22 protein-coding genes and 1 pseudogene are annotated in these 21,992 nt (G+C 67.4%); 13 read left to right on the top strand and 10 right to left on the bottom strand.

Annotated elements, in window-relative coordinates:
• Positions 1-61: 61 nt before the first annotated feature.
• Positions 62-1,540, bottom strand: a complete 1,479-nt coding sequence (dnaA, locus tag VET27_RS22585; RefSeq protein ID WP_526521833.1) for a chromosomal replication initiator protein DnaA — start codon at positions 1,538-1,540, stop codon at positions 62-64.
• A 559-nt stretch (positions 1,541-2,099) separates the two neighbouring features.
• On the opposite strand from dnaA, the gene rpmH reads away from it, so the two are divergent.
• The 9 genes from rpmH (at position 2,100) to VET27_RS22540 (ending at position 8,408) form a co-directional block, all read left to right on the top strand.
• The gene (gene rpmH / locus VET27_RS22580; RefSeq protein ID WP_149479713.1) at positions 2,100-2,243 is read left to right on the top strand and encodes a 50S ribosomal protein L34; all 144 of its coding nucleotides are present in this window, start codon (positions 2,100-2,102) and stop codon (positions 2,241-2,243) included.
• A gap of 21 nt (positions 2,244-2,264) precedes the next feature.
• Positions 2,265-2,624 (top strand): ribonuclease P protein component, encoded by a 360-nt coding sequence (gene rnpA, locus VET27_RS22575; RefSeq protein WP_526521832.1) that lies wholly within the window; start codon positions 2,265-2,267, stop codon positions 2,622-2,624.
• Complete coding sequence (gene yidD, locus VET27_RS22570; protein ID WP_526521831.1) at positions 2,621-2,911, top strand: membrane protein insertion efficiency factor YidD; 291 nt, start codon at positions 2,621-2,623, stop codon at positions 2,909-2,911. Before rnpA ends, yidD begins: the two co-directional genes overlap by 4 nt.
• Entirely contained in the window at positions 2,904-4,055 is a 1,152-nt protein-coding gene (gene yidC / locus VET27_RS22565) for a membrane protein insertase YidC (RefSeq protein ID WP_526521830.1), read from the top strand. Before yidD ends, yidC begins: the two co-directional genes overlap by 8 nt.
• A gap of 69 nt (positions 4,056-4,124) precedes the next feature.
• Positions 4,125-4,652, top strand: a complete 528-nt coding sequence (locus tag VET27_RS22560; protein WP_526521829.1) for a Jag family protein — start codon at positions 4,125-4,127, stop codon at positions 4,650-4,652.
• A gap of 54 nt (positions 4,653-4,706) precedes the next feature.
• Entirely contained in the window at positions 4,707-5,465 is a 759-nt protein-coding gene (rsmG, locus tag VET27_RS22555; RefSeq protein ID WP_526521828.1) for a 16S rRNA (guanine(527)-N(7))-methyltransferase RsmG, read from the top strand.
• Positions 5,462-6,457, top strand: coding sequence for a ParA family protein (locus VET27_RS22550; RefSeq protein WP_526521827.1), 996 nt, complete (start codon positions 5,462-5,464; stop codon positions 6,455-6,457). Before rsmG ends, VET27_RS22550 begins: the two co-directional genes overlap by 4 nt.
• Positions 6,454-7,440 (top strand): ParB/RepB/Spo0J family partition protein, encoded by a 987-nt coding sequence (locus VET27_RS22545; protein ID WP_526521826.1) that lies wholly within the window; start codon positions 6,454-6,456, stop codon positions 7,438-7,440. The genes VET27_RS22550 and VET27_RS22545 overlap by 4 nt, the downstream gene beginning before the upstream one ends.
• 218 nt (positions 7,441-7,658) lie before the next feature.
• A complete protein-coding gene (locus tag VET27_RS22540; RefSeq protein ID WP_526521825.1) occupies positions 7,659-8,408 on the top strand; it encodes an acetyltransferase in 750 nt (249 codons plus the stop codon).
• Positions 8,409-8,413: 5 nt separating this feature from the next.
• On the opposite strand, the gene VET27_RS22535 is transcribed toward VET27_RS22540, so the two are convergent.
• The 4 genes from VET27_RS22535 to VET27_RS22520 form a co-directional block, all read right to left on the bottom strand.
• Positions 8,414-9,613, bottom strand: a complete 1,200-nt coding sequence (locus tag VET27_RS22535) for an N-acetylmuramoyl-L-alanine amidase (protein WP_526521824.1) — start codon at positions 9,611-9,613, stop codon at positions 8,414-8,416.
• 85 nt (positions 9,614-9,698) lie between these two features.
• Positions 9,699-10,034 carry a thioredoxin gene (gene trxA / locus VET27_RS22530; protein WP_526521823.1) on the bottom strand — a complete coding sequence of 112 codons (336 nt, stop codon included), beginning with the start codon at positions 10,032-10,034 and terminating at the stop codon, positions 9,699-9,701.
• 15 nt (positions 10,035-10,049) lie between these two features.
• Entirely contained in the window at positions 10,050-11,021 is a 972-nt protein-coding gene (gene trxB / locus VET27_RS22525; protein ID WP_526521822.1) for a thioredoxin-disulfide reductase, read from the bottom strand.
• A 70-nt stretch (positions 11,022-11,091) separates the two neighbouring features.
• Positions 11,092-11,328 carry an RsmA family anti-sigma factor gene (locus VET27_RS22520; protein WP_526521821.1) on the bottom strand — a complete coding sequence of 79 codons (237 nt, stop codon included), beginning with the start codon at positions 11,326-11,328 and terminating at the stop codon, positions 11,092-11,094.
• Positions 11,329-11,393: 65 nt separating this feature from the next.
• Here VET27_RS22520 and VET27_RS22515 point away from each other — a divergent pair.
• From VET27_RS22515 to VET27_RS22505, 3 genes and pseudogenes are all read left to right on the top strand, one after another.
• Positions 11,394-11,992 (top strand): annotated as a pseudogene (locus VET27_RS22515) (IS607 family transposase).
• A complete protein-coding gene (locus tag VET27_RS22510) occupies positions 11,985-12,299 on the top strand; it encodes a hypothetical protein (RefSeq protein WP_526521820.1) in 315 nt (104 codons plus the stop codon). The pseudogene VET27_RS22515 and the gene VET27_RS22510 overlap by 8 nt, the downstream one beginning before the upstream one ends.
• Positions 12,287-13,618 carry a nuclease/transposase family protein gene (locus VET27_RS22505; RefSeq protein ID WP_526521819.1) on the top strand — a complete coding sequence of 444 codons (1,332 nt, stop codon included), beginning with the start codon at positions 12,287-12,289 and terminating at the stop codon, positions 13,616-13,618. The genes VET27_RS22510 and VET27_RS22505 overlap by 13 nt, the downstream gene beginning before the upstream one ends.
• On the opposite strand, the gene VET27_RS22500 is transcribed toward VET27_RS22505, so the two are convergent.
• Entirely contained in the window at positions 13,613-14,017 is a 405-nt protein-coding gene (locus VET27_RS22500) for an RsmA family anti-sigma factor (protein WP_526521818.1), read from the bottom strand. The genes VET27_RS22505 and VET27_RS22500 overlap by 6 nt on opposite strands.
• A 130-nt stretch (positions 14,018-14,147) precedes the next feature.
• Here VET27_RS22500 and VET27_RS22495 point away from each other — a divergent pair, with 130 nt between their 5' ends.
• Positions 14,148-14,459, top strand: coding sequence for a hypothetical protein (locus tag VET27_RS22495; RefSeq protein ID WP_526521817.1), 312 nt, complete (start codon positions 14,148-14,150; stop codon positions 14,457-14,459).
• 3 nt (positions 14,460-14,462) lie between these two features.
• Here the strand turns inward: VET27_RS22495 and sigM are convergent, their stop codons facing one another.
• The 4 genes from sigM to VET27_RS22475 all read right to left on the bottom strand — a co-directional run bounded on the left by sigM (position 14,463) and on the right by VET27_RS22475 (position 21,984).
• Positions 14,463-15,047, bottom strand: a complete 585-nt coding sequence (gene sigM, locus VET27_RS22490) for an RNA polymerase sigma factor SigM (protein WP_526521816.1) — start codon at positions 15,045-15,047, stop codon at positions 14,463-14,465.
• A gap of 141 nt (positions 15,048-15,188) precedes the next feature.
• Positions 15,189-18,800, bottom strand: coding sequence for a murein biosynthesis integral membrane protein MurJ (gene murJ, locus VET27_RS22485; RefSeq protein WP_526521858.1), 3,612 nt, complete (start codon positions 18,798-18,800; stop codon positions 15,189-15,191).
• 5 nt (positions 18,801-18,805) lie between these two features.
• Complete coding sequence (locus VET27_RS22480; protein WP_526521815.1) at positions 18,806-21,196, bottom strand: DUF6049 family protein; 2,391 nt, start codon at positions 21,194-21,196, stop codon at positions 18,806-18,808.
• Positions 21,193-21,984, bottom strand: a complete 792-nt coding sequence (locus VET27_RS22475; protein ID WP_526521814.1) for an NUDIX hydrolase — start codon at positions 21,982-21,984, stop codon at positions 21,193-21,195. Before VET27_RS22475 ends, VET27_RS22480 begins: the two co-directional genes overlap by 4 nt.
• Positions 21,985-21,992: the final 8 nt, after the last annotated feature.

Raw genomic sequence — 21,992 nt, 5'->3', positions numbered from 1 at the left:
GAAGAATGTGAGCACTAAGACGCCGGCGTGGGCTGGAAGGCAGTGGTGCGGTGAGAGACGGTCAGCGCTTGGAGCGCTGACGGATCCGCGTGGTGAGTTCCTTGACGTGATCGAAGACTTCGCGCCGCTGCGCCATCTCGCCACGGATCTTCCGCTCGGCGTACATCACGGTGGTGTGATCGCGGCCGAACGAATGGCCGATCTTGGGAAGAGAGAGGTCCGTGAGCTCACGGCACAGGTACATCGCGATCTGGCGGGACTGAGCCAGCGCCCGGGTCTTGCCGGGGCCGCGGAGATCGTCGATCGTGGTCTCGAAGTACTCGGCCGTGGCGGCCATGATCGTCGCGATGCTGATCTGCATCGTGCTGGCGTCTGAAATGAGGTCGCGCAAAACGATTTCGGCGAGCGACTTGTCGATCGCAGCCTTGTTGAGCGAAGCAAACGCCGTTACGCGGATGAGAGCGCCTTCGAGCTCGCGGATGTTGCGCTCGATGCTGCTGGCGATGAGTTCCAGGACGTCGTCGGGGACGTCCAGCCGGTCCATCTGCGCCTTCTTGCGCAGGATCGCGATGCGGGTCTCGAGTTCCGGTGGCTGAACGTCGGTGATCAGACCCCATTCGAATCTGGTTCGCAGCCGGTCCTCCAGGGTGGCGAGCTGCTTCGGGGGCCGGTCGGAGGAGATGACGATCTGCTTGTTCGCATTGTGCAGCGTGTTGAAGGTGTGGAAGAACTCCTCCTGGATGCCTTCCTTGCCTTCTATGAACTGGATGTCGTCGACCAAGAGTACGTCGATGTCCCGGTAGCTGCGCTTGAAAGAAGCCTTGCGGTCGTCGCGCAGCGAGTTGATGAAGTCGTTGGTGAATTCTTCGGTCGAAACGTACTTGACCCGCATGCCAGGAAAGAGTCGCTGCGCGTAGTTCCCGGCCGCGTGGAGAAGGTGAGTCTTGCCGAGACCGGATTCGCCCCAGATGAAGAGAGGGTTGTACGCGCGCGCCGGTGCCTCGGCGATGGCCAGGGTGGCGGCATGGGCGAATCGGTTGGAGGCGCCGATGACGAACGTGTCGAACGTGTACCGGCGGTTCAGGCTGACGTCACTGGTGGCGGAGTTCTGCGCCCGGTTCGTGAAGTAGGTCGGCCAACTCTCCTCGGCACTCGCGAGTGCTTCCTTGTCGTCATCGACTTCGTCGGGGTCCGGCAGTGACTCGGCTCGAAGTTCGTCGTCGCGAGCGGAGTCGGGGTCGGGAGTCGCAATGCGGACGCCCAGCTCGACGCGCTGGCCGAGCCGCCGGCTGAGACTGGAGATGATCGGCTCGCGAAGGTGTCGTTCGATCTCGTTCTGGACGAACGGGGTGGGAACAGACAGGAGGGCAAACCCCTCGGCGATGACGAGGGGCTTGACCAGCTTCAGCCATGCTCGTTGCTGGGGGGTGAGAATTGGTGCCGCGAAGCCGGGCGCTGCGTCGGGCGCCATGTCACCGTTGAGTTCCGCAACGACGTCGTTCCAGATTGCGACGAACGGCGGGTCGGGGTCTGCGGTCAACGGAGACGTTCCCCCTCTGGGCCAGGCAGGGTTGGCCGAATGGCAATGACCGGATGTCCACATGGTTATCCACAGACTGTGGATAACCGACACCGGTCGTTGTGTCGTTGCGTACACGTGTGGAGGCAGCGGTCCCGGAGCTCGTCACACTGCTCGATGCACCGTGGGCTGGCGGTCGCGCGGCCGTCCTCACTTCTTCGTCCAGCGCCGTCTCTTCTGAGATGGCCTTGGCAGAAGCTAACAGTTTTATTGCCGGGTGCCAACAGTTCTGCAACATTGAGCGGGGCTGCCGCGGGCTCCCGTGTTGAATGGTGACTGGTGTGAAGAATGAGGTGGATTCGTCACCGGGAGAAGCAGGTTTGACCTAGGGAAATCTCGTCAGTACCCTCAAATAGTCGCCCGAACGTGGCGGCACGGCTGCGACTCGGATCATCGGGTTCACGCGCCGGGGCTAGCAAGCGAGACGAACGAAGCGTACGTACCGCGGCTGCTTCCAGACGGACATGAGTTTCATGTGCGCGATGGGGGTGGGCGCAACCTTCATTGAGGAGAAACAGCCGTGGCCAAGGGCAAGCGGACCTTTCAGCCCAACAACCGGCGCCGTGCCAAGGTGCACGGTTTCCGGCTGCGGATGCGCACGCGCGCTGGCCGCGCCATCGTGTCGGGCCGGCGTAGCAAGGGCCGCCGCTCTCTCACTGCGTGATTCGACGCAGGATTTAGCGCGGTGCTTCCGGCTCAGTACCGGATGACGCGGTCAACGGACTTCGGCCTCGCCGTCAGTCGTGGTGTGCGGGCAGCGCAACCCGACCTGGTCGTGCACGCGTTGAAGGCATCCGACGGCGGGTCTGGCGTCCCGAAGATCGGCCTCGTGGTGTCCAAATCGGTCGGCACGGCGGTGCAGCGGCATCGTGTCTCGCGGATGCTGCGTCACGTGGCGCGTGAGGTGATCGAAGATCTGGGGCCAGGCGACAAAGTAGTGATCCGGGCTCTGCCCAGCAGCCGTCACACGATATCGGCCCGGCTCGAACAGGAAGTGCGCACCGCGCTTCGGCGAATCAATGCGAATTCTGAAGTCCGACGATGAGCCGCGGTGGTATCGCCGGCGTTCTCGCGCGCAGCGTCATCTACGTCATCGAGCTCTACCGCACGATGATCTCTCCGCTACGACCACCATCTTGCCGGTTCACGCCGACGTGCAGCCAGTACGCCGTCGACGCGCTCCGGGAGTTCGGATTCGTGCGGGGGAGTTGGTTGTCCTTGGTACGCCTGGCCAAGTGTGGCCCGTGGCACCAAGGTGGATGGGACCCAATTCCGGAGCGACGTGACGTGGCTGTGGATGCCGCGACGCTGAGGAGCGATTCGTTTGTTTAACTGGTTCAGTCTCGACGTCATCTACTACCCGGTCTCGGCGATCATGTGGGTTTGGTACAAGGTATTCGCCTTCATCCTGGGCCCGGACAACTTCTTCGCGTGGGGCCTGACGGTGATGTTCCTCGTCTTCACCCTGCGAGCAATTCTGTACAAGCCGTTCGTCCGTCAGATCCGGACGACCCGGCAGATGCAGGAACTGCAGCCACAGATCAAGGCACTGCAGAAGAAGTACGGTAAGGACCGTCAGCGCATGGCGCTCGAGATGCAGAAGCTGCAGAAGGAACACGGGTTCAACCCGATCCTCGGCTGCCTGCCCATGCTCGCGCAGATTCCGGTGTTCATCGGTCTCTATCACGTGCTGAACTCCTTCAACCGGACACAGACCGGGTTCGGGCGCCTCGGGCTGACGGTCGAGGAGAATCGATCGCTCGGGAACTACGTTTTCAGCGCCACCGACGTCGGGCACTTCCTGGATGCCCATCTGTTCGGCGCACCACTGGGCGCGTCGATGATCCAGACCGTCGGTCTGGGCGCATTCGAGGAGTTCAACCGGATCGCGGTCATCGCCGTCGGTGTGCCGCTGATGATCCTGGCCGGCATCGCGACCTACTTCAACAGCCGCGCGTCGGTGGCCCGCCAGAGCGTCGCGGCCGCCGCCAATCCTCAGACCGCGATGATGAACAAGCTTGCGCTGTACGTCTTCCCGCTGGGCGTCGTCGTCGGCGGGCCCTTCCTTCCCCTTGCGGTCATCTTGTACTGGGTGGCCAACAACATCTGGACCTACGGCCAGCAGCACTACGTGTTCGGCCGCATAGAGAAGGAAGAGGAGCTCAAGAAGGAGGAGGAGCTCGCGCGCCGGGCGTCCAACGCTCCGGTCCCCGGTTCCAAGCCCAAGGTGAAGCGCAAGCGGCCACCGACGAACGGCGCCGGAGGTGGGGAGAAGTCCACGCCGCCCGCCGAGCTCACGGAACACGGCGGACAGGAAACCGTGGACGACGCCAGTACCGAACCCGCGTCGAAACCCGCCCTCGGTTCGACTTCCACACCAAGCTCGAACGGAAAGCCCACTGCATCCAAAACCGGCGGCGGAGCGAACCGTGGGCCCCGCCGCACCAATAATCGCCCCAAGAAGCGAAGGCCCTGACAAGTCCCCGATTCAGGTCGGCCCTGGGTGGCCGCTGATGGATGAGAAGGCAAGGAAGTAAGGACGAAAATGACTGACGCCGATACGACCGAACGGACCGAGATCGAGGGCGAAGCGCCCAAGTCGGTGGACCTTGAAGATCGCTTGGTCGCCGAAGGTGAGATCGCTGGCGACTACCTCGAGGAACTCCTCGACCTCTTGGACTTCGACGGGGACATCGACCTGGATGTCGAAGGTGACCGCGCGGTGGTGAGCATCGACGGAGGAAGCGACCTCGCGAAGCTCGTCGGTCGCAAGGGTGAGGTGCTCGACGCGCTCCAGGAGCTGACCCGGCTCGCTGTGCACCAGAAGACGGGGGAGCGCAGCCGCCTGATGCTGGACGTCGCTCACTGGCGACGCGGCCGCCGTGACGAACTGGCGGCTCTGGGCGACAAGATCGCTCGTCGCGTGCTGGCCAGCGGTGAGCGTGAAGAGCTCGAGCCGATGACGCCCTTCGAGCGGAAGATCGTTCACGATGCGGTGTCGGCGATCGACGGTGTGCGTAGTGAGAGCGAGGGCGCTGAGCCGTCGCGGCGCGTTGTCGTCCTGCCGGTCTGACGCCCCGAGTTACATCGATGTAGTTCCAGCCCATCGTGGCCTCGGATTCGGAGGATGTTTCACGTGAAACATGGTGAAGCGCCCCCAGCGCCTGCCGCCGCCGCCGGCGTCTTCGGTGACCGACTGGAGACTGCTGCACGGTATGCCGCGCTGCTTTCCGGCGCTGGCATCGAGCGCGGCCTCATCGGCCCTGGAGAGGTGGCGAGGCTGTGGGACCGCCACATTCTGAACAGCGGTGCGGTCGGTGAGCTTCTCGCGGCAGGGGATCGTGTCGCCGACGTCGGTAGCGGCGCCGGGCTGCCCGGCATCCCGCTGGCCATCGCGCGCACGGACGTGAGCATCACACTCATTGAGCCCCTTCTCCGTCGGGCCGACTTCCTCGCCGAAGCCGTCGAGCTCCTCGACCTCCCGATCACGGTCATTCGGGGTCGCGCCGAAGAGCGCTCAGTACGCGACGCGGCGGGGGAGATCGACGTGGTTACGTCCCGCGCCGTCGCATCACTCGATAAGTTGACGCGGTGGTGTCTGCCATTGCTCCGACCGGGCGGCCGGATGCTCGCCATGAAGGGCGAGCGAGCAGGCGCGGAGATTGAGGAACACCGCCGGGTGATGAGCTCGCTGGGTGCTGTCGACGTGAAGGTGATGGAATGTGGCGTGAACTATTTGACTCCGCCCGTAACCGTGGTCGTAGCGGTCCGGGGGAGCCAGCCGGGGGGAGTGCGCCGGCCGTCCGGGTCAGCGCACCGGAAGCCGGCCCGCACCCAGGATCGACGATCATCACGGCCCAACGGGCCGACGAGGAGGAGCAAGTGACGCCACCGCCGACCGGCGAGGGGAACGCTCCCGGAGCCACGTCGCCAACCCCGCCCCCCAATGTTTCACGTGAAACATGGCAGCCGCCCGCCGACGAAGCGTGGAAGAACCCGGCAGTCGCCGACACCCCCATTGGCGCCGAAGCCGAACGCGCGGTCCGTGTTCTGCACGGCGCGAAGGGCCAACAGCTTCCGAGGCCGCCCCGCCAACGAGTGTTCACGATCGCCAATCAGAAGGGCGGCGTCGGTAAGACGACCACCGCCGTCAACGTAGCGGCGGCGCTGGCGCTGCAAGGTCTGCGGACTCTCGTCATCGATCTCGACCCGCAGGGCAACGCCAGCACGGCGCTCGGCATCGAGCATCGTCCCGGCACACCGTCGTCGTATGAGGTGCTGATCGGGGAGATCACCCTCGGGGAGGCGCTGCAGCAGAGCTCGTACAACGAACGGCTGTATTGCGTGCCCGCGACGATCGACCTCGCCGGCGCCGAGATCGAACTCGTCAGCATGGTGGCGAGGGAAGGTCGACTGCGGAATGCTCTTGCAACTCTGCAGGAGCACGACTTCGACTACGTCTTCATCGACTGTCCGCCGTCGCTCGGCCTGCTGACGATCAACGCCCTGGTCGCTGCCCCCGAGGTGCTCATCCCGATCCAGTGCGAGTACTACGCCCTCGAGGGCGTGGGGCAGCTACTTCGCAACATCGAGATGGTGAAGTCACACCTCAATCCACACCTCGACGTCACGACCGTCATCCTCACGATGTACGACGGCCGAACGAAGCTCGCCGATCAAGTCGCCGACGACGTCCGCTCCCACTTCGGCGCGAAGGTGCTGCGGACGGTGATCCCCCGAAGCGTCAAGGTGTCCGAGGCGCCGGGGTACGGCATGACGATCCTGGAGTACGACCCCGGATCGCGGGGAGCGATGAGCTATCTCGACGCCAGCCGTGAAATCGCGGAACGCGCCAAGAGAGGGAAGGAACAAGCATGACCCCGCCACCCAAGCGATCCGGTCTCGGCCGCGGGCTCGCCTCGTTGATCCCGACCGGCCCGAGTGACGGCCCCGGGAACATGAGCCCGGCGATGGGCGACGCCGCGGCGGACGTCATGTACGGCGGCGCGCCGACGACCTCCGCCCCAGCGGCCGACGACGTCGGCGCCGTGTACCGGGAGATCGAACCCTCGACCATCGAGCCGAACCCGAAGCAACCGCGGCAGGCCTTCGACGGGGACGCGCTCGCCGAACTGGTGCACTCGATCCGCGAGTTCGGTCTCATGCAGCCCATCGTCGTGCGCGCGCTCGAACCGGTCGGCGGGAAGCTGCGCTACCAACTCGTCATGGGGGAGAGGCGGTGGCGGGCCGCCCAGGAGGCCGGTCTGACCGCGATCCCCGCGATCGTGCGCGAGACCGCTGACGAAAGCATGCTCCGCGACGCCCTGCTCGAGAACATCCACCGCGCCCAGCTGAACCCGTTGGAAGAGGCGGCGGCGTACCAGCAGCTCCTCGACGAGTTCGGGGTGACGCACGAGGAGCTCGCCGCGCGCATCGGGCGGTCGCGTCCGGTGATCACCAACATGATCCGATTGATGCGGCTGCCGATCGCAGTGCAACGCCGCGTCGCGGCGGGAGTGCTGTCCGCCGGTCACGCGCGCGCCCTACTGGCACTCGAGAGCGGACCCGACAAGCAAGAGGAGCTGGCGGCGCGGATCGTCGCAGAGGGCCTGTCGGTCCGTGCGACGGAAGAGGCCGTCACCTTGGCCAACCGGGACGGCGTTCACGACCCGTCGCCGGCCCAACGGCGGAAGCCGATTCAGATGCCAGGTCTCCAGGACGTTGCTGAGCGACTGTCTTCGGCGTTCGATACCCGGGTGACGGTCAGCCTCGGCAAACGCAAGGGCAAGATCGTCGTCGAGTTCGGGTCCGTCGATGACCTTCAACGCATAGTGGACCTGATGAACGCGTCGAAGGCATGACCTACCCATAGGCGTAATTACGTCACTGTGACACATCGATGCCCCCAGCCCGGTGTTGTCGTCATCCAGAGGAGCTAAGCCCTTGTGCAGCAACGTGTTACGGCAGAGGTTCATCTCAGCGTGACGTTCCGATGCGAAGTCGAGCCGCACTCGTCGCGCCCTCCTATCCTGGAGTGGCGGCCACGGCCGTCAGGTCCATCAGAAACGCGGGGAGTCTAGTGTCAGCACGAATCACGCCGCTGCGGCTCGAAGGCTTCGAGCAACTGCCCAAGCACGCGCGGCGATGTGTGTTCTGGGAGGTGGATCCGTCGACCTTGCCGGGCGACGATCACCTGGCCGACCCGGAATTCGAGAAGGAAGCCTGGCTGTCCATGGTCATGCTCGAGTGGGGCTCGTGCGGACAGATGGCGGTCGCGTGCGAACCGGATCAAGCCGGCTTCGCCGCATCGGCAACCAGCGGTGACGAACCCTGTCTCGGGTTCGCGTTCTACGCGCCGCCGCGTGCGGTGCCGCGTGCCGCGCTCTTTCCGACGGGACCCGTCAGCGCCGATGCGGTGTTGTTGACGACGGTCGGCGTGGAATCGGGAGATGACGGCGACGGGCTCACTCGCGCGCTGATGGCCGCGGTCATCGGGGACCTGGTGCGGCGCGGTGTCCGCGCGTTGGAAGCCTTCGGAAGGACGGCTGAGGTAGCCGAACTCGCCGACCCGCAACTGGTCTCGCCCGATCTACGGTCAGCGGTCGCGACGCTCGGCGACTGCTCGGTCGAACAGTGCGTCATCGACGCGGACTTCCTCGGAGACGTCGGATTTCAGATCGTCGCGCCGCATCGGTACTTCCCACGCATGCGACTCGAACTCGAGCAGGGACTCGGCTGGAAGGCCGACGTCGAGGCGGCATTGGAGCGGCTACTGGTGAGTGCCCAACTCCAGCAGCCAGTGGGAGCCGGCGCGAACCCGTGTTCGTGAGGCGGTCAGCCCTGGGCAGCGCGTCCGCCAGCCTGCTCGACCGACCGTTCGTGGGCGAGTAGTTCGGCAAAGGTGAAGGTGCCCGTCGGACGGTCGTTCTTGCCGAGCAGGTAGAGCCGCTTCACGGCCGCGAGGATTCCCTCGGAGAGTGAATCGCGTGCCTGAGGCGACACCAGCAGATCGCGGTCGTGGGGGTTGGTGATGTAGCCGACGTCGACCTGGACGGTCGGCATGCGTGTCAGGCGCACCAGATCCCAGGTGCGGCCGTGGGTGCGGCAGTCCCGTAATCCGGTTCGCGCCACCAGTTCTCGCTGAATGAAGTCGGCAAGGTTGCGGCCGATGGTCGATACCGAGCCGTGGGAGTTGCCGAAGTGGAACGACGCGACGCCGTTGGCGGGGGAGCCGGGAAGCGCGGCACATCTCAGGCTGATCATGAGGTCGGCGCCAACGGTATTGGCCGTCTCGGCGCGCTCGGCATCCGACGGACTACGCCCCACCGGTCGAGACAGGAACGTCTCCATGCCGATGGCCGTCATCCGTCCCTCGAGACGACTTGCCAAGTCCCACAGGATGTCTGCCTCGCTGATGGGTCCGGCCGGCGAACTCATGATGGGCCCGTGGTCGTCGCCACCGCGGCCCGGATCGATGATGATGCGCTTGCCGGACAACCGCGGGCCGGAGCGGCGGACCAGCTCCTCCTCGCGAATGGCGTGGAGCGAGCCACCGGTTACCCGCGAGCCGAGAAAGTACAAGGAGCGCAACGTCTCTGGGCCGCAGATGCCGTCGGGATAGAGACCGTACTCCCGCTGGTAGGACATCAGACCATTGTGCGTCTGTAACCCGAAGTGACCGTCGACAAGGTCGGTGTAGAAACCGAGGTCCTGAAGTCGTGCCTGAAGGGTAGCGACGTCGTCGCCGTACATCGGCGCACCGAACTGGTGAGCCAAGGGGCGTGCGCCCAGCCGGTAGGACGCTTCCTTGAGCGCGCGGTAGGTGGCCTCACCCACGACGCCGTCGACGAGAAGCCCGCGATGTTGCTGAAAGGCACGTACGGCCTGATCGAGCTCGTCGTCGAACGCGTCGAAGGCCACGTGCTTGCCGGTGGTCAGATCGTCGTCCGGGCTGTTTAGCAGGCCCAACGCCGCCAGCGCCGACCGAATCTCGACCACCGGGGCTCCCCGGTCGCCGCGGCGCACACTAGACATAACCAGAATTGTCGCAGACGGAACCGAAAATTCAGAAACCTCCAGGCCGGTCGGAAGCCGTTCGGTTCCGATCGGGAAAGGACGTTTAGACGACGTCAGACAGTTCGCGCAGCAGCGCGGCCTTGCCCTTCGTCCCGACGATCCGCTTCACCGGCTGGCCGTCCTTGAACAGGATCAACGTCGGAATCGACACGACCTGGAAGTCGCGGGCCGTGCCGGGGTTGGCGTCCACGTCGAGCTTCGCCACGGTCAGCGCGCCGGCCTTCTCGGTGGCGATCTCCTCCAACACGGGGGCGATCATCTTGCACGGACCGCACCACGTCGCCCAAAAGTCGACCAGCACGGGCGTGCTGCTGGACAGGACGTCGCTGGAGAAGGAGTCGTCGGTGACGGCGACGGTGGCGCTGGTGGTTTCGCTCATGTGGTGCTCCTCGGGTTAGGAATCGGTTGCAGCGGGTGGGTTGAGTTCTGGGTCGTCGCTGTCGGCGAGCCAGCGCTCGGCGTCGATCGCCGCGGCGCAACCACTGCCCGCGGCGGTGATGGCTTGCCGGTAGGTGTGGTCGACGAGGTCACCGGCGGCGAACACGCCGTCGATCGAGGTGCTGGTGGCGCGTCCCTCGACCGCGACGTAGCCCTCGTCGTCGAGATCGACCTGGCCGCTCACCAACGACGAGCGCGGGTCGTGGCCGATCGCCACGAATACACCCGTCACGGCCAGCTTCGACTCTTCACCGGTCACGGTGTCCTTCAGGCGCAGCCCCGTCACCTTCGGCTCACCCTCCACCTCGGTGACCGCGGTGTGGGTGAGGAAGGCGATCTTCGGATTGGCCTTGGCCCGCTCCAGCATGATCTTGGAAGCGCGGAACTCGTCGCGACGGTGGATCAGGGTGACGCTGCGCGCGAACCGGGTGAGGAAGGTGGCCTCCTCCATCGCGGAGTCGCCGCCGCCGACCACGGCGATGTCCTGGTCGCGGAAGAAGAAGCCGTCGCACGTCGCACACGTGCTGACGCCGGTGCCGATGCGCTCCATCTCACCCGGCACGCCGAGCTGCCGGGCGGCCGCGCCCATCGCCAAGATGACGGCGCGGGCGTGGAACGTCTCGTCGCCGACGGTGACCGTCTTGACCGTGCCGTCGAGCGAGACCGCGTCGACGTCCTCCATGCGGAGGTCGGCACCGAACCGCAGGGCCTGCTCGCGCATCTCCTCCATCAGCTCGGGTCCGGTGATGCCCTCCTTGAACCCGGGGAAGTTTTCCACCTCGGTGGTGGTCATCAGGGCGCCGCCGAACTGCACCCCTTCGAACACCAACGGTTTGAGCTGTGCACGTGCGGCGTACACGGCCGCGGTATAACCAGCAGGGCCGGATCCGATGATGATCAAGTCGTGGACGGTGTTCGAGGAAGTCATTTCCGCCTTTCTGCGTACGCCTATAACACCAGGGTAGGCCGGGCTGTTCCACGAACGCTCCCGGGACGCGTCATGGATGGTCGACGACCCCGCTGGCGCGCAATCCCGTGTCGACGGAGTTGCAGTTCGGCGCCACGACGACGACGTTGAACCGCCTCGGCGTGTCGCCGGGGAGCAGGATCAGCACCTCGGATGTGCCGTTCCAGTCGAAGGGTCGAGCACCGAGGAGGGGCGTCGACGTCGGCAGGCCCAGACCGCTTGGACACGACACCCCCCGCCCTGTGTCGCCGAGGTCGGGGGGTGACAACTGTTGGCCGGATAGTGAGCCGTAATGATCGATACTGTGTTCTAGCTAGTGGGTACGCTCGTGGTGTGAATCTGGCGGAGTGGGCACGGTCTGAGGGTGTGCATCCTCAGACGGCGTACCGCTGTTTCGTGAGGGCACGTTGCCGGTGCCGGCGGTGCGGGTGAACCAACGCACTGTTCTGGTCAACCCGGGAGGCGGTGATGGGCCGGTTGGTGGTGTGGGTTTGTATGCGCGGGTTTCCTCGCATGATCAGCGTGCGGATGTGGATCGGCAGGTGGGCAAGGCGGATGCCCCGGTGGTGCGGGTGGAGGCTGAGGTCGGTTCCGGGATGAACGGAGCCCGCCGTAAGGTGCGCCGGTTGCTGGCTGATCCCAGGGTGACAACGCTGGTGGTGGAGCATCGGGATCGGTTGGGGCGGATGAACACTGAATCGGTGGAGGCGGCGCTGTCGGCACACGGCCGCCGGCTGGTGGTTCTCGATGGTGCTGAGGTGACCGACGATCTGGTCCGCGACATGGTGGAGGTCTTGACCTCGTTGGGCGCGCGGCTCTACGGGCGTCGCTCAGCCCGTAACCGGGCGATCAAGGCGGTGGGCTGCGCGCGGCGTGATGTCGGCCCGGCCGCTGTTGTCGGTGGGGTCGGTCAGGATGTCGTGCATGGGTGAGAGTCGACCTCTACGCCGGATCAGTGATCCGGTGGTGGCCGCCGGGCCTGCGGGGGTGCGGATCCGGACCCGGATTCATCTGAGCAGCGATGAGGCCGAAGCGGTGGCGGCGATCGGGTCGTTTCTGGGGTCGGTGTACCGGGCCGAGCTGGCGGGCCGGGTAGCACTGGGCCGACTGGATCGACCATCGCACGCGCGGTGGCGGGCCCGGCGTAAACAGGCCGTGACCGCGGTGGCGTCGTCACGCTGGGCCGGAGCGATCACCCGAGCCGTCGAGATCAATACCAGTTGGGCGTGCGCGGCCTGAGCGCCCAAGTGGCCGATTTGCGGCGGGCCGTGGCGGTGCTCGAGCAGCGGTGTGCGCTGCGGCCCGGTCAACGGGGCGGCGATCGCCATCGTGGTAACCGATCGGCCAATGAGAGGTTCGCGAAGACTCGCCGGCTCGCGGTGCTGCGGTCCCGGCTCATCGGCGCCGAGGACGCCTTGGCCTCTGGGCGGCCGTCGATCACCGTGGGCGGGAAACGGCTGTGGCGCAACCGCGGCCATCTCGACGAGGCGGGAATGAACGAGGAACAGTGGCGGGCAGGCTGGGATGCCGCGCGGACGTTCCTGACCGCCGATGGAGAATCAGGCAAGGCCGGTGGGAACGAAACCATCCGCGTCGACGAGGCGGGCCGGCTACGCATCAAGGTGCCCGCCGCCCTGGCGGTCCAGTTTGGGGCGCATCTCGATGTTGCGGCGCCGGTGTCGTTTTCGCACCGCGGCAGCCAGTGGGCCGGCCGGGTAGCAGGTCGGCACGCGGTGCGTTACGACATCACCTTCGACCCGGACAGGGACCGCTGGTACCTGGATGCCTCCTGGAGACAGGATGTGGCCACACCGGCGCCCTCGATCGACGCGCTGCGTAACGGCCCGGTGTGCGGTGTCGATCTCAATGCCGATCACCTCGCCTGCTGCGTACCGGACGGATCGGGGAACCCTGTCGGGGAGCCGGTAACGATCCCGGTCGACACCGCGGGTCTGCCGGCATCGCGGCGCGATGGGCGGGTCCGCGCGGCGATCACCGCTCTACTGGATACCGCGGCCCACGCGCGGTGCACCGCGGTGATCATCGAGAACCTCGACTTCGCCGATGCCCGCGCTACCGGACGCGACACGATGGGCCGCGGCCAGCGTGGGAAACGGTTCCGCCGCGCGGTGGCTGGTATCCCCGCCGCGAGATTCCGTACCCGCCTCACGGCGATGGCCGCCCGCCGCGGTATCGCGATCATCGGGGTGGACGCGGCCTACACCAGTAAATGGGGTGCTCAACACTGGGCCAAACCCCTTCGACAGCAGACTTCCGAACCGGTCACCCGCCATCACGGCGCGGCGACCGCGATCGGCAGGCGTGGCCTCGGACTGACGATCAGGCGACGGCCGGCAGGACCCCGCAACGGACAGAGGACCCTTGCGGGCACACCACCGGCCAGGCCCGATCGGCAACCGAACCACGATGGCAGGCACGGCAGTCCCGGCCCACCGCGACGCACACGATGCACACCGGTCTCCCGGACAACACCCGCCGCCAGCGGCCAACACCGTTCGGGCCGCAACCGAACAGCACTCACTGCTGCTCACTCATAAGGAACGGTTTCGAAGCACGATGATCGTGCCCACGGCACCCGCGGCGACCATCGCCGTGACCCCCACCGCAGCGGCGATACGGCGAAATCGGCACGGCGATGCGCGTGTCGAGTGGCTGGCCCCGGGCGGAGGCTGTGAGCGGAGCGCGGTGCCGATGCGTGCCGTGACGGCGGCCGGGATGTCGGGAGCCGACGTCGCATCGGTGCCGAGATCGGATAAGCCTTGGCGGACGCGGTCCAACGCAGCGAGCTGACGCGCGATGCCTGGTTCGGTGCGTGCCCTCCGGCGAAGGTGGGCCGCGATCTGATCATCGAGCAGACCGGCCTGGAGCTCGGCGAGCAGCTCGACCGTCACGGGGCCGTCGAGGCGGTCGTCGGAATCGCCTTCGTCGCTGTCCACGGGGCCAGTGTCGCACCGGGCCCCGTCGGGAATTCCTGGGAATCCCCTTTCGTTGTGCCGCCAGAAGAGGACGCTTGGGCTACGCGGCCCACCATTGTGCCCAGCCCAACTCGTGAACGAGGCCCACGCCATGCGCCACCTGCATCGACTGCTCGTCACCGGTGCCTTCGGGATCGCCTCGGCTTCCGGGCTGGTGGCCTTGGACACCGTCACCACACCTCAGACCGACGTCCTGGCCTGCGACATGAACGTGGTGCCGTTCGACCCGTACCACCAGACCTGCGGCATCCCGAACCGGATTCCGACGGCGCCCGGCCAGGCACCGGGGGCGGGGGCCATCATCGCGTGCCGCAACATCCCGGGATGCCTGTCGCAGGCGGTCAACGGTCCTCAACTGGTAGCGGTGCCTCGCCCCGACACCAGGGTGCGCCAGAGCCCGTAGCCGTCAGCGGGCCTCACCCCGGACGATCGGGACGTCGTCCTCGAAGTACTCCAACGTCTTGGCCAGTTTGGCTCGCGCGCGCGAACAGCGACTCTTGACGGTGCCCTCCGGAACGCCGAGCAGGCGCGCGGTCTCGGCGACCGAGTAGCCCTGCATGTCGACCGCCACCACGACGGCCCGCTGTTCGAGGGGGAGCCGCAACAGAGCCCGCTCGACGACGAGCGTCGTATCGACGCGTGGCATCGGGTCGCCGAGATGGCAGGCACCTTCCTCGAGTGGCGTCGAGGCGTGAGACTTGTTGCGGCGCAGGCGATCAAGGCACGCATTGACCACGATGCGATATAGCCAACTGCTGACCGACGCGTCGTGACGGAAGGCCGGTGCGCTGCGGTGCGCGGACAACATCGCGTCCTGCAGCGCATCCGCCGCGTCGTCGGGATTGCGGCTGGTGATCTGAGCGAGCCGGTAGAGCTGTCGGTGATGGCGGTAGAAGAGCTCTTCGAAGGCGTACCGATCGCCGGCGACGTGCGCGACGAGCAACTCTGCGTCCGTCCGCTCTGGATCAGCGATTCCCCCGAAGCTCCCCATAAACGAACACTAATCAACCCAGGACACCGGTCCCGACACTTGTTCTCCGGCCCCCGCACCGCCGGTGGAATCACGCCACCGAGATGCACGAACGGGCCCTGAAGCCGTGCGCACGGCCTGGGGATGAACTGAGGGGCGCCGTCAGGAGGCGGGCTTGAGCGTGATGTCCGAGATGGCCGTCTCGCTCTTGCCGTCGACGCTGCCGAGCGTGGTGATCCACACCAGCACGTTCGACACCGGCTGTGGGTTGTTGATGTTGATGGTGTTCGACCCGGTCTTCATCGGTGTCGGCGGGCTCAGCTCGGTGGTGTCGTCGAGCGTCGTGGGAGTCGCCGACTGCGCGGAGCGGATCTGGATGGACGTGCCCGTGCTGTTGAGGTCGAGCGACACCGAACCGATCGCGGTGGGCTGCGGCAACTGCAGGATCAACCCGACGCCGTTCTTGAAGTTGGGGAACGGAACCGCATCACTGTAGGTGTCGGTCTGCCACGCCGTCGCAGGGTTTCCGTCGATCGCGTTCTGAGCATCAGCAGGGTTGTCGGCTTCTCCGCCCGGTGAGAACACCGTCGCCCGAACGGGTTTCACGTTGCTCGCGTTCGGGTTGCCGCTGGTGCTGCTGGACGGTGCGTTGAGGCCCAGTTCGTCCTTGTCCAACGGACCGCCGACGTCGCTGAACACGCCGCGCAAGACGGTCGCCAGCACGATGAGGGCGACGACGAGGATGGAGCCGGCGACGGCGGCACCGATCAGCACACCCCTCTTGCGGGGGGCCTTGGCCTCGGGATCGTCGTCATCCGAGCGGTCGCGTTCGCGCGGAGAGTCGCGCTCGTGGATCGGTGCGATCAGCTCGGTGCGGTCGGCCACGGCGGTCGCCTGTTGCAGCAGATTGAGCAACGTCGGTGCCGACCTGATCCCGCCGTTCTCCTGTACTGCGCGGACGGCGGCCGCAGAGATCTGGAAGGGGATGGCGCGGTCCATCGCGCGAGGCTCCACCGGTTCGCCTGCGGCGTCGACGTCGGCGGGCTCCAGGCCGCTGCGCACACCGGGCTCCGGTAGCGGCCAGCGATTGACCAGCAGCGCGTACAGCGTTGCACCGATGCCGCGAATGTCGTCCTCGGGTGTCGCCGAGGGCAACGTGGCGGGGAAGGCCAGGGCGACGTCGCCCTCGATGCTGACGCGTACCCGACCCGGGTGGTCGATCGACAGCGCCACCCCCGCGCGGTGCGCAGCCTCGGCCGCTGCGGCCAGTGACTGGACGGCACGCGCGCCGCCGATGGCCGACGGGGCCGTCTCGGCGACCTCTGCCAGCGAACCGCCGCGGATCCACTCCGACACGACCAACCCGCCCGAGCCGGTTTGCGCGACGTCGAGCACGCGGGCGATGCCCGGTACGTCGAGGGAGCTCAAACGCATCGTGCGCGACAGGATCTCCGCCAGCTCGCTGTCCGGCAGCACGGCGTCGGGGTCGATGAAGGTCAGGGCCACCTGGCGGTCGAGGACGGTGTCCATGGCATGCCAGAACTGCAGATGCGGGGGGCCGCCGTGGAATACCAACAGGCGGTAGCGGCCACCGGCGATCGTCGCGCCGGGAATGAGGTGGACGTCGTCGTCCGCGGTGGCGGCTTCGATGGCCGGTTCGTTCGGCATGCCGGAGGACAGGGCTTCCCGGGTGGGGTCGCCACCGTAATCGGCGGGTGGTCGGCCCGAGGGCGGCAGATGCGACTCGCCGGGCACGTCGGGCTGAAAGTCGTCGACGTTCTGCCGCGGGATGCGGGTGGTGGCGCCCGCGTCGGGCGCGGAACTGCCTGCGGGGTCGTCGGTCACCGCTGGTCCTTTCCGAAGCCCGACTCCGGCAACTACTGCCGGAGGTCTACCGCTGAGGGCCGGGTCGTATTGACGCGGCCGAAACGGAGGCGAATCGCTCCGATCAGCGTACGTGAGCGGCATACCCCGACGTGGTGGGTCGGGAACCCTCACCGGCGGCGCCGTCGGCGGCGCTACCGGGCCACGACCGAGCCGCCGCCGGATCGCCCGTGCCGCGGCCTGCGCGTCGGGAACGCGGGCCATCAGCAACACCGTCGCGATGATCGGCAACATGATGAGCCCAAGGATCAGCAGACGGAGTATCGAACCGCCGCCGCCGGCCTTCTCGGTCAGGGACTCCAGACCCAGCAGCCGATCGGCGGTGTGCGCGACCAACGCGGCCGACAACGACGCGGCGATCGTGACGAGGATCGTCCGCAATACCTCAAGCCCGATCAGCCTGCCGCCGGGCGGTTTCAGGTTGGCGCGCAGCACGAGGTGGCCGACGATGGCACCGGCGAGGAACCCCAGACCGTTGGCGAGGCCGAGGTAGCCGGCGATGAGTTCGGGGTCGTCGGTCACGAACGGCGTCGCCAGAGAGGCGATGATCTTGACCGCCGTGATCACGACGATCAACAGGAGCGGGGTCCACGGTTGCTCGCGCGCGTAGAACACGCGCAACTGCAGCAGCACCATCGAATAGGGGATCAGCGTGAAGGCGGACAACGTGATCGCCATGCCCAGATACCCGGCGTCCACGTCGCCGAAGTTGCCGTACGCGAACAGCGCGCTGCCGATGGCGGGGCCCGCGACGGTCATGAATGCGACGACGGGAATGAGCGTCACCATGGTCAGCCGCGTCGCGAAGGAGAGGTCGGCGAGCACTGCCGGCTGATCGTCGGCGGCGGCGTTGCGCGACAGTCGCGGCATCACCACCGTCAACACCGCCACGCCGATCATGCCGAACGGCAGCATCAACACGAGCCACGTGTAGTTGTAGATCGCGGGTCCGGAAGCGGCTGCGGTGCTGGCGATCTGGTTGCCGACGACGAGACCGGCCTGACTGATCAGGACGTAGAGCACCATGGCGCCCGCCATCGTCCCGAACCTCTTGATCCTGGCGTCGAGGCCCCACAGCGGGCGCAGACTGACCCGCTCCCGCCGGATGGCGACGAAGAGCACGGCGGTCTGGGCGACGACGCCGAGCGTGGTGCCGATGCCGAGGACGAGCAGCTTGCCGTTGCCCATCTCGACTGGATCAAACGAAAGTTCGCCCGGCACAAGAAGATACAAACCCAGGGTGCCGATCGCGACGATGTTGTTGACAACCGGCGCCCACGCGGGCGGCCCAAACACGTTGCGGGTGTTGAGGATTGCCATGAAGACCGACGACAGGCCGTAGAAGATGATCTGCGGCAGCAGCAGATAGGCGAAGGCGGTGGTGAGCGACCGGTCGACCTGCGGGTCGTCGCCGAGCATCAGGTGGACCAGAAGGGGTGCGGCCACCACCGAGATCACGGTGGCGACGAGCAGCAGGGTGGTCGCCAAGGTCAGGAGCCGTCGCACGAACGCGGTGCCGCCGTCGGCGTCGTCACGCTCGGCGCGGGCCAGCACCGGCACGAAGATCGCGGTGAACGTCGCCTCTAGCACCAGCGCGGCGATCATGTTGGGCAGCTGGTTGGCCACCGAGAAGGAACTGGACAGCGCCGCGCCGAGGATTGCGGCGAGCAGCACGATGCGGAAGAACCCGGTGATGCGGCTGACCAACGTGGCCTGCGCCATGCCCCACGAACGCGAGACCACCGCGGCGTCGGTCAGCTCGGGCTTGCCTGCGCGCCGACGGGGAGCCGGGTTCTGGGGGATCCGCTGGGGCGCGCGTGGGGGCACGCGGGGTGTTCGAGGTGCGCGCGGTGGCTGCGGCGCCGTCGGCGGCGGCCCTGGCGGCCGCATGGTGCTCACGTCTCGTCCGGGGAATGAGCGAGCGCGACGTCGAGCGGATCCGGTCGGGCCCCGCCGTCCCGGCGCGTGGGACGGTCGAGGTCGGCACGGTCGGGTTGCCCCCGGAACCGGTGCCACAACCGTCGACCGGCAAGGAGCACGAGCACCGCGCCGGCGGACAGCGTGATGAAGAACAGCACCTTGCCGTAGGCGTTGGAGTGCACCGAGAGTCGCACCGGCTCGCCGAGCGGAAGTCCGTCCGTGGTCTGCAGTGCGACGTCGACGGCGACGCGCTGGGTGAAGTGGACCTCGATCGGTACGCGCAGGGGAAGATATCCCGGGGGCAGCTCGATCTCGCCCATGTCCGTCACCGTCATCCCCGGCGGGGCGTCGACGTCGAGCCGCACGCGGATGGGCACGGGGAGGTCGTTGCGCAGTGCCAGCGGCAGCGGGCTGCGTTCGGTGGCCAGTGTGTAGGAACCGCCGGGGTTGACGATCGTGACGGCACGCAGCAGATCTCCGACGGTGTCGTCGACGACGCCCACCCGCTGGGCGGCGAGCCCGTTGCGGGCATTCGGCGGCACGGACTGGCTGAGCGCCCGCAGCATGTCCTCCCGCAACGGGGCGGTGTACTGAGTGCCGGTCAGACCGGTGCGGGGGTCGACGGTCAGCGCGGCGGTCAGTCCCCACAGCCTGCCGGTGCCGTTGGCGATGCTGGCCGTGACGCCCGCATCGATGTAGGCGCGGGGGTTGCCGAGGGTGTCCGGGGGCGGCGGTTGCACATCGGACGGAGGGACGGCGTTGCTCTCGGCGAGTACGGCGGTGAGGGGACGCGGCACGGCCAGACCGGAACGGATCGACGAGGCGAGGGTGGTGAGGATCGACTGCGCCTCTTCGGGCGGCAGGTTCCAGGCCAACGGTGGGACGAGGAGTTCGGTGCGGGGCTCGCTCTGCGGCCGCAGCGCACGCCACAACACGGCTGCCAGGGCGTCCTCGCGGCGCGCGATGGGGGAGTCGTGCGCGAGGGGAACCCCGAGGGACGGGTCCAGATAGGACGGCGTGAGGGGCAGCGTGCCCGCACCGGCGAGCGCCGCGCCCACGGCTGGGTCGAACGGAGCGGTCACCACGTTGGCGTCGGACCGGCGGGGAGTGAGGTCGACGGTCGAGGAATTGCCTGCCGTCGAGTCCTGGGCGACGGAGACGCCTGCGGCGATCGCCACCGTCGGGCCTTGCGCGGACAGCAGCCGCACGGCGGGCCCGGTCAGGGGTCCGTCACCGACGATCGTGGCGCCGCGGGTCGAGGCGACGCCGAGGATCTGGTCGACGATGTCGCCTGCGCCCTTGATGGCGATCGTGGACAGCCCGTTGTCGCCGACCCGCGCCAGCGCATCGAGGTCGGCCTGCGCGTACACCGTCGGCGTGACGCACGACCGCTGTGCCAGCGCCCTCAGCCTGCCGAGCCAGTTCACCGCCGCGTCCTGGCCGGTCCCGGGGCGCGTCGCCGAGTTGAGCCCGCCGTCGGGATCGTCGTTGACGACGTAGCCGCCCGCCATGGCGTTCACGGTGATCAGCAGATCGGGGTCGACGGCCAGACACAACGCGCTGCGCGTCTGCCCGCCGGGATCGATCGCGGGGCTGGTCGCGAAGTCCGCCGCCGACAGCAGTGTGTCGAGACGCCCGCCGGCGGCCAGCGACGTCGCCAGTTCGTCGTCCACGAGCCGGACCGGGGTGCTGCCACCAGGAACCCCCGCCGCCAGCCGCGGCTTGTCCGCCAACGGCCACAGCATCGTGATCCGCACGGGCCTCGACGTGTCCGGGGGGACGACGGCGGATACCGAGTCGTCGATCTGCGTGGCCGGGTCGGGCGGCACGCCGAGGACGGGCAGCAGGAACCGCGCGTCGTCGAGGCGGGCGGGCGCCCCGTAGTCGGGGGTGCCGTTGACGTTGACGAGGGCGGGATAGATGCCGGGCTCGTCGATCCGTAGCGAGGGTAGTTCCGCCGAGCGCACCGGGTAGGAGAGCGAGAACGGCACTTGTTGGCCCTGCGCGAGTTCCGGTGCGACGGTGACGAAGTCGGCGACGGGCTGATACTGCTCGACGCTGCCGGTCAGGTCGGTGCGCAAACCCGTCGACGACGTGACGGCGGGGGCATGTTCCAGGCGCACCACGATGTCGCGCACGGGTCGGTCGCCGACGTTGGTCACGGTGCCCGTAACGGTGACGATGGGCTCGCTGGTGGTGGTGACCGTGTCCGGGGTGATCGTGTCGATGTGCAGCTGCAGGAAGGGCCGATCTCCTGGCTCGCCCGCAGCGGCGCGCGGCACCAGCGCGGGTACGACGATCAACGTCACCAGGGCGACGGCGGCCAGCAAGCGCGACCCGACGATCCAAGCCGCCGGGCGCCTCATGGGCCTTGGCCGCAGCCGTTCGCCCGCCGGCCGGGTTGCGGTTCCTTGGACTCGTCCACCCGACGGTTGCGAGTGTGCGAGTGCGTCTGGGGGCGGCGGCGCGGCGAGTTGTGCGGCAACGGTGGAAGCGAGTTTGGGCCGTCGGCGTGGAGCTTGTCGATCAGCTCGCCTGCGACCTTGGCGAGTCTGCGTTCGTCGGCGTAGGCCAGGCGGGACGGCAGATCTCCGAGCGGCACCCACGCCGCTTCGGTCACCTCGACGTCTTCGTCGGACAGCTCGCCGTCGAGGAATCTCATGAGGTAATGGTGCACGGTCTTGTGGACCCGGCGGCCCTCGGTCACGAACCAGTAGTCGATGCTGCCCAGCGCGGCAAGCACGCTGCCCTGGATGCCGGTCTCCTCGGCGACCTCGCGGATGGCGGTCTGCTCTGCGGTCTCGCCCTGTTCGATGTGCCCCTTGGGCAGGGACCAGAGCATCCGCCCGCGCCGGTCGACGCGGCCGATGAGTGCGGCGACCTGGCCGTCCTTCGGACCGTCGATGCCGTCGATGACCAGACCGCCCGCGGAGATCTCGTGGACGGTGCGCAGTCGGTCGGGAGAGCGTCGGCCCGGACGGTTCTGAGGGGTCTGTGCGGAGGCGTCGACGTGGTGACCGGGCGAGGGACCGGGAAGGGGTGCGGCGACGGGGCTCGTGGTGCTCGGAGTGCCGGCTTCCGGCGGACCCGCAGAGCGTCGGCCGCGGCGCCGTCCTCGGCGCCGTCGTGGTTTGGCACGTTCGCCCTCCGACACCCAAGCGA

The organism is Mycobacterium sp. (assembly GCF_035633495.1).
In the GTDB taxonomy this organism is placed as follows: domain Bacteria; phylum Actinomycetota; class Actinomycetes; order Mycobacteriales; family Mycobacteriaceae; genus Mycobacterium.
The sequence above is the reverse complement of the archived record's forward strand: the minus strand, read 5'-3'. Positions and strand labels throughout refer to the sequence as shown.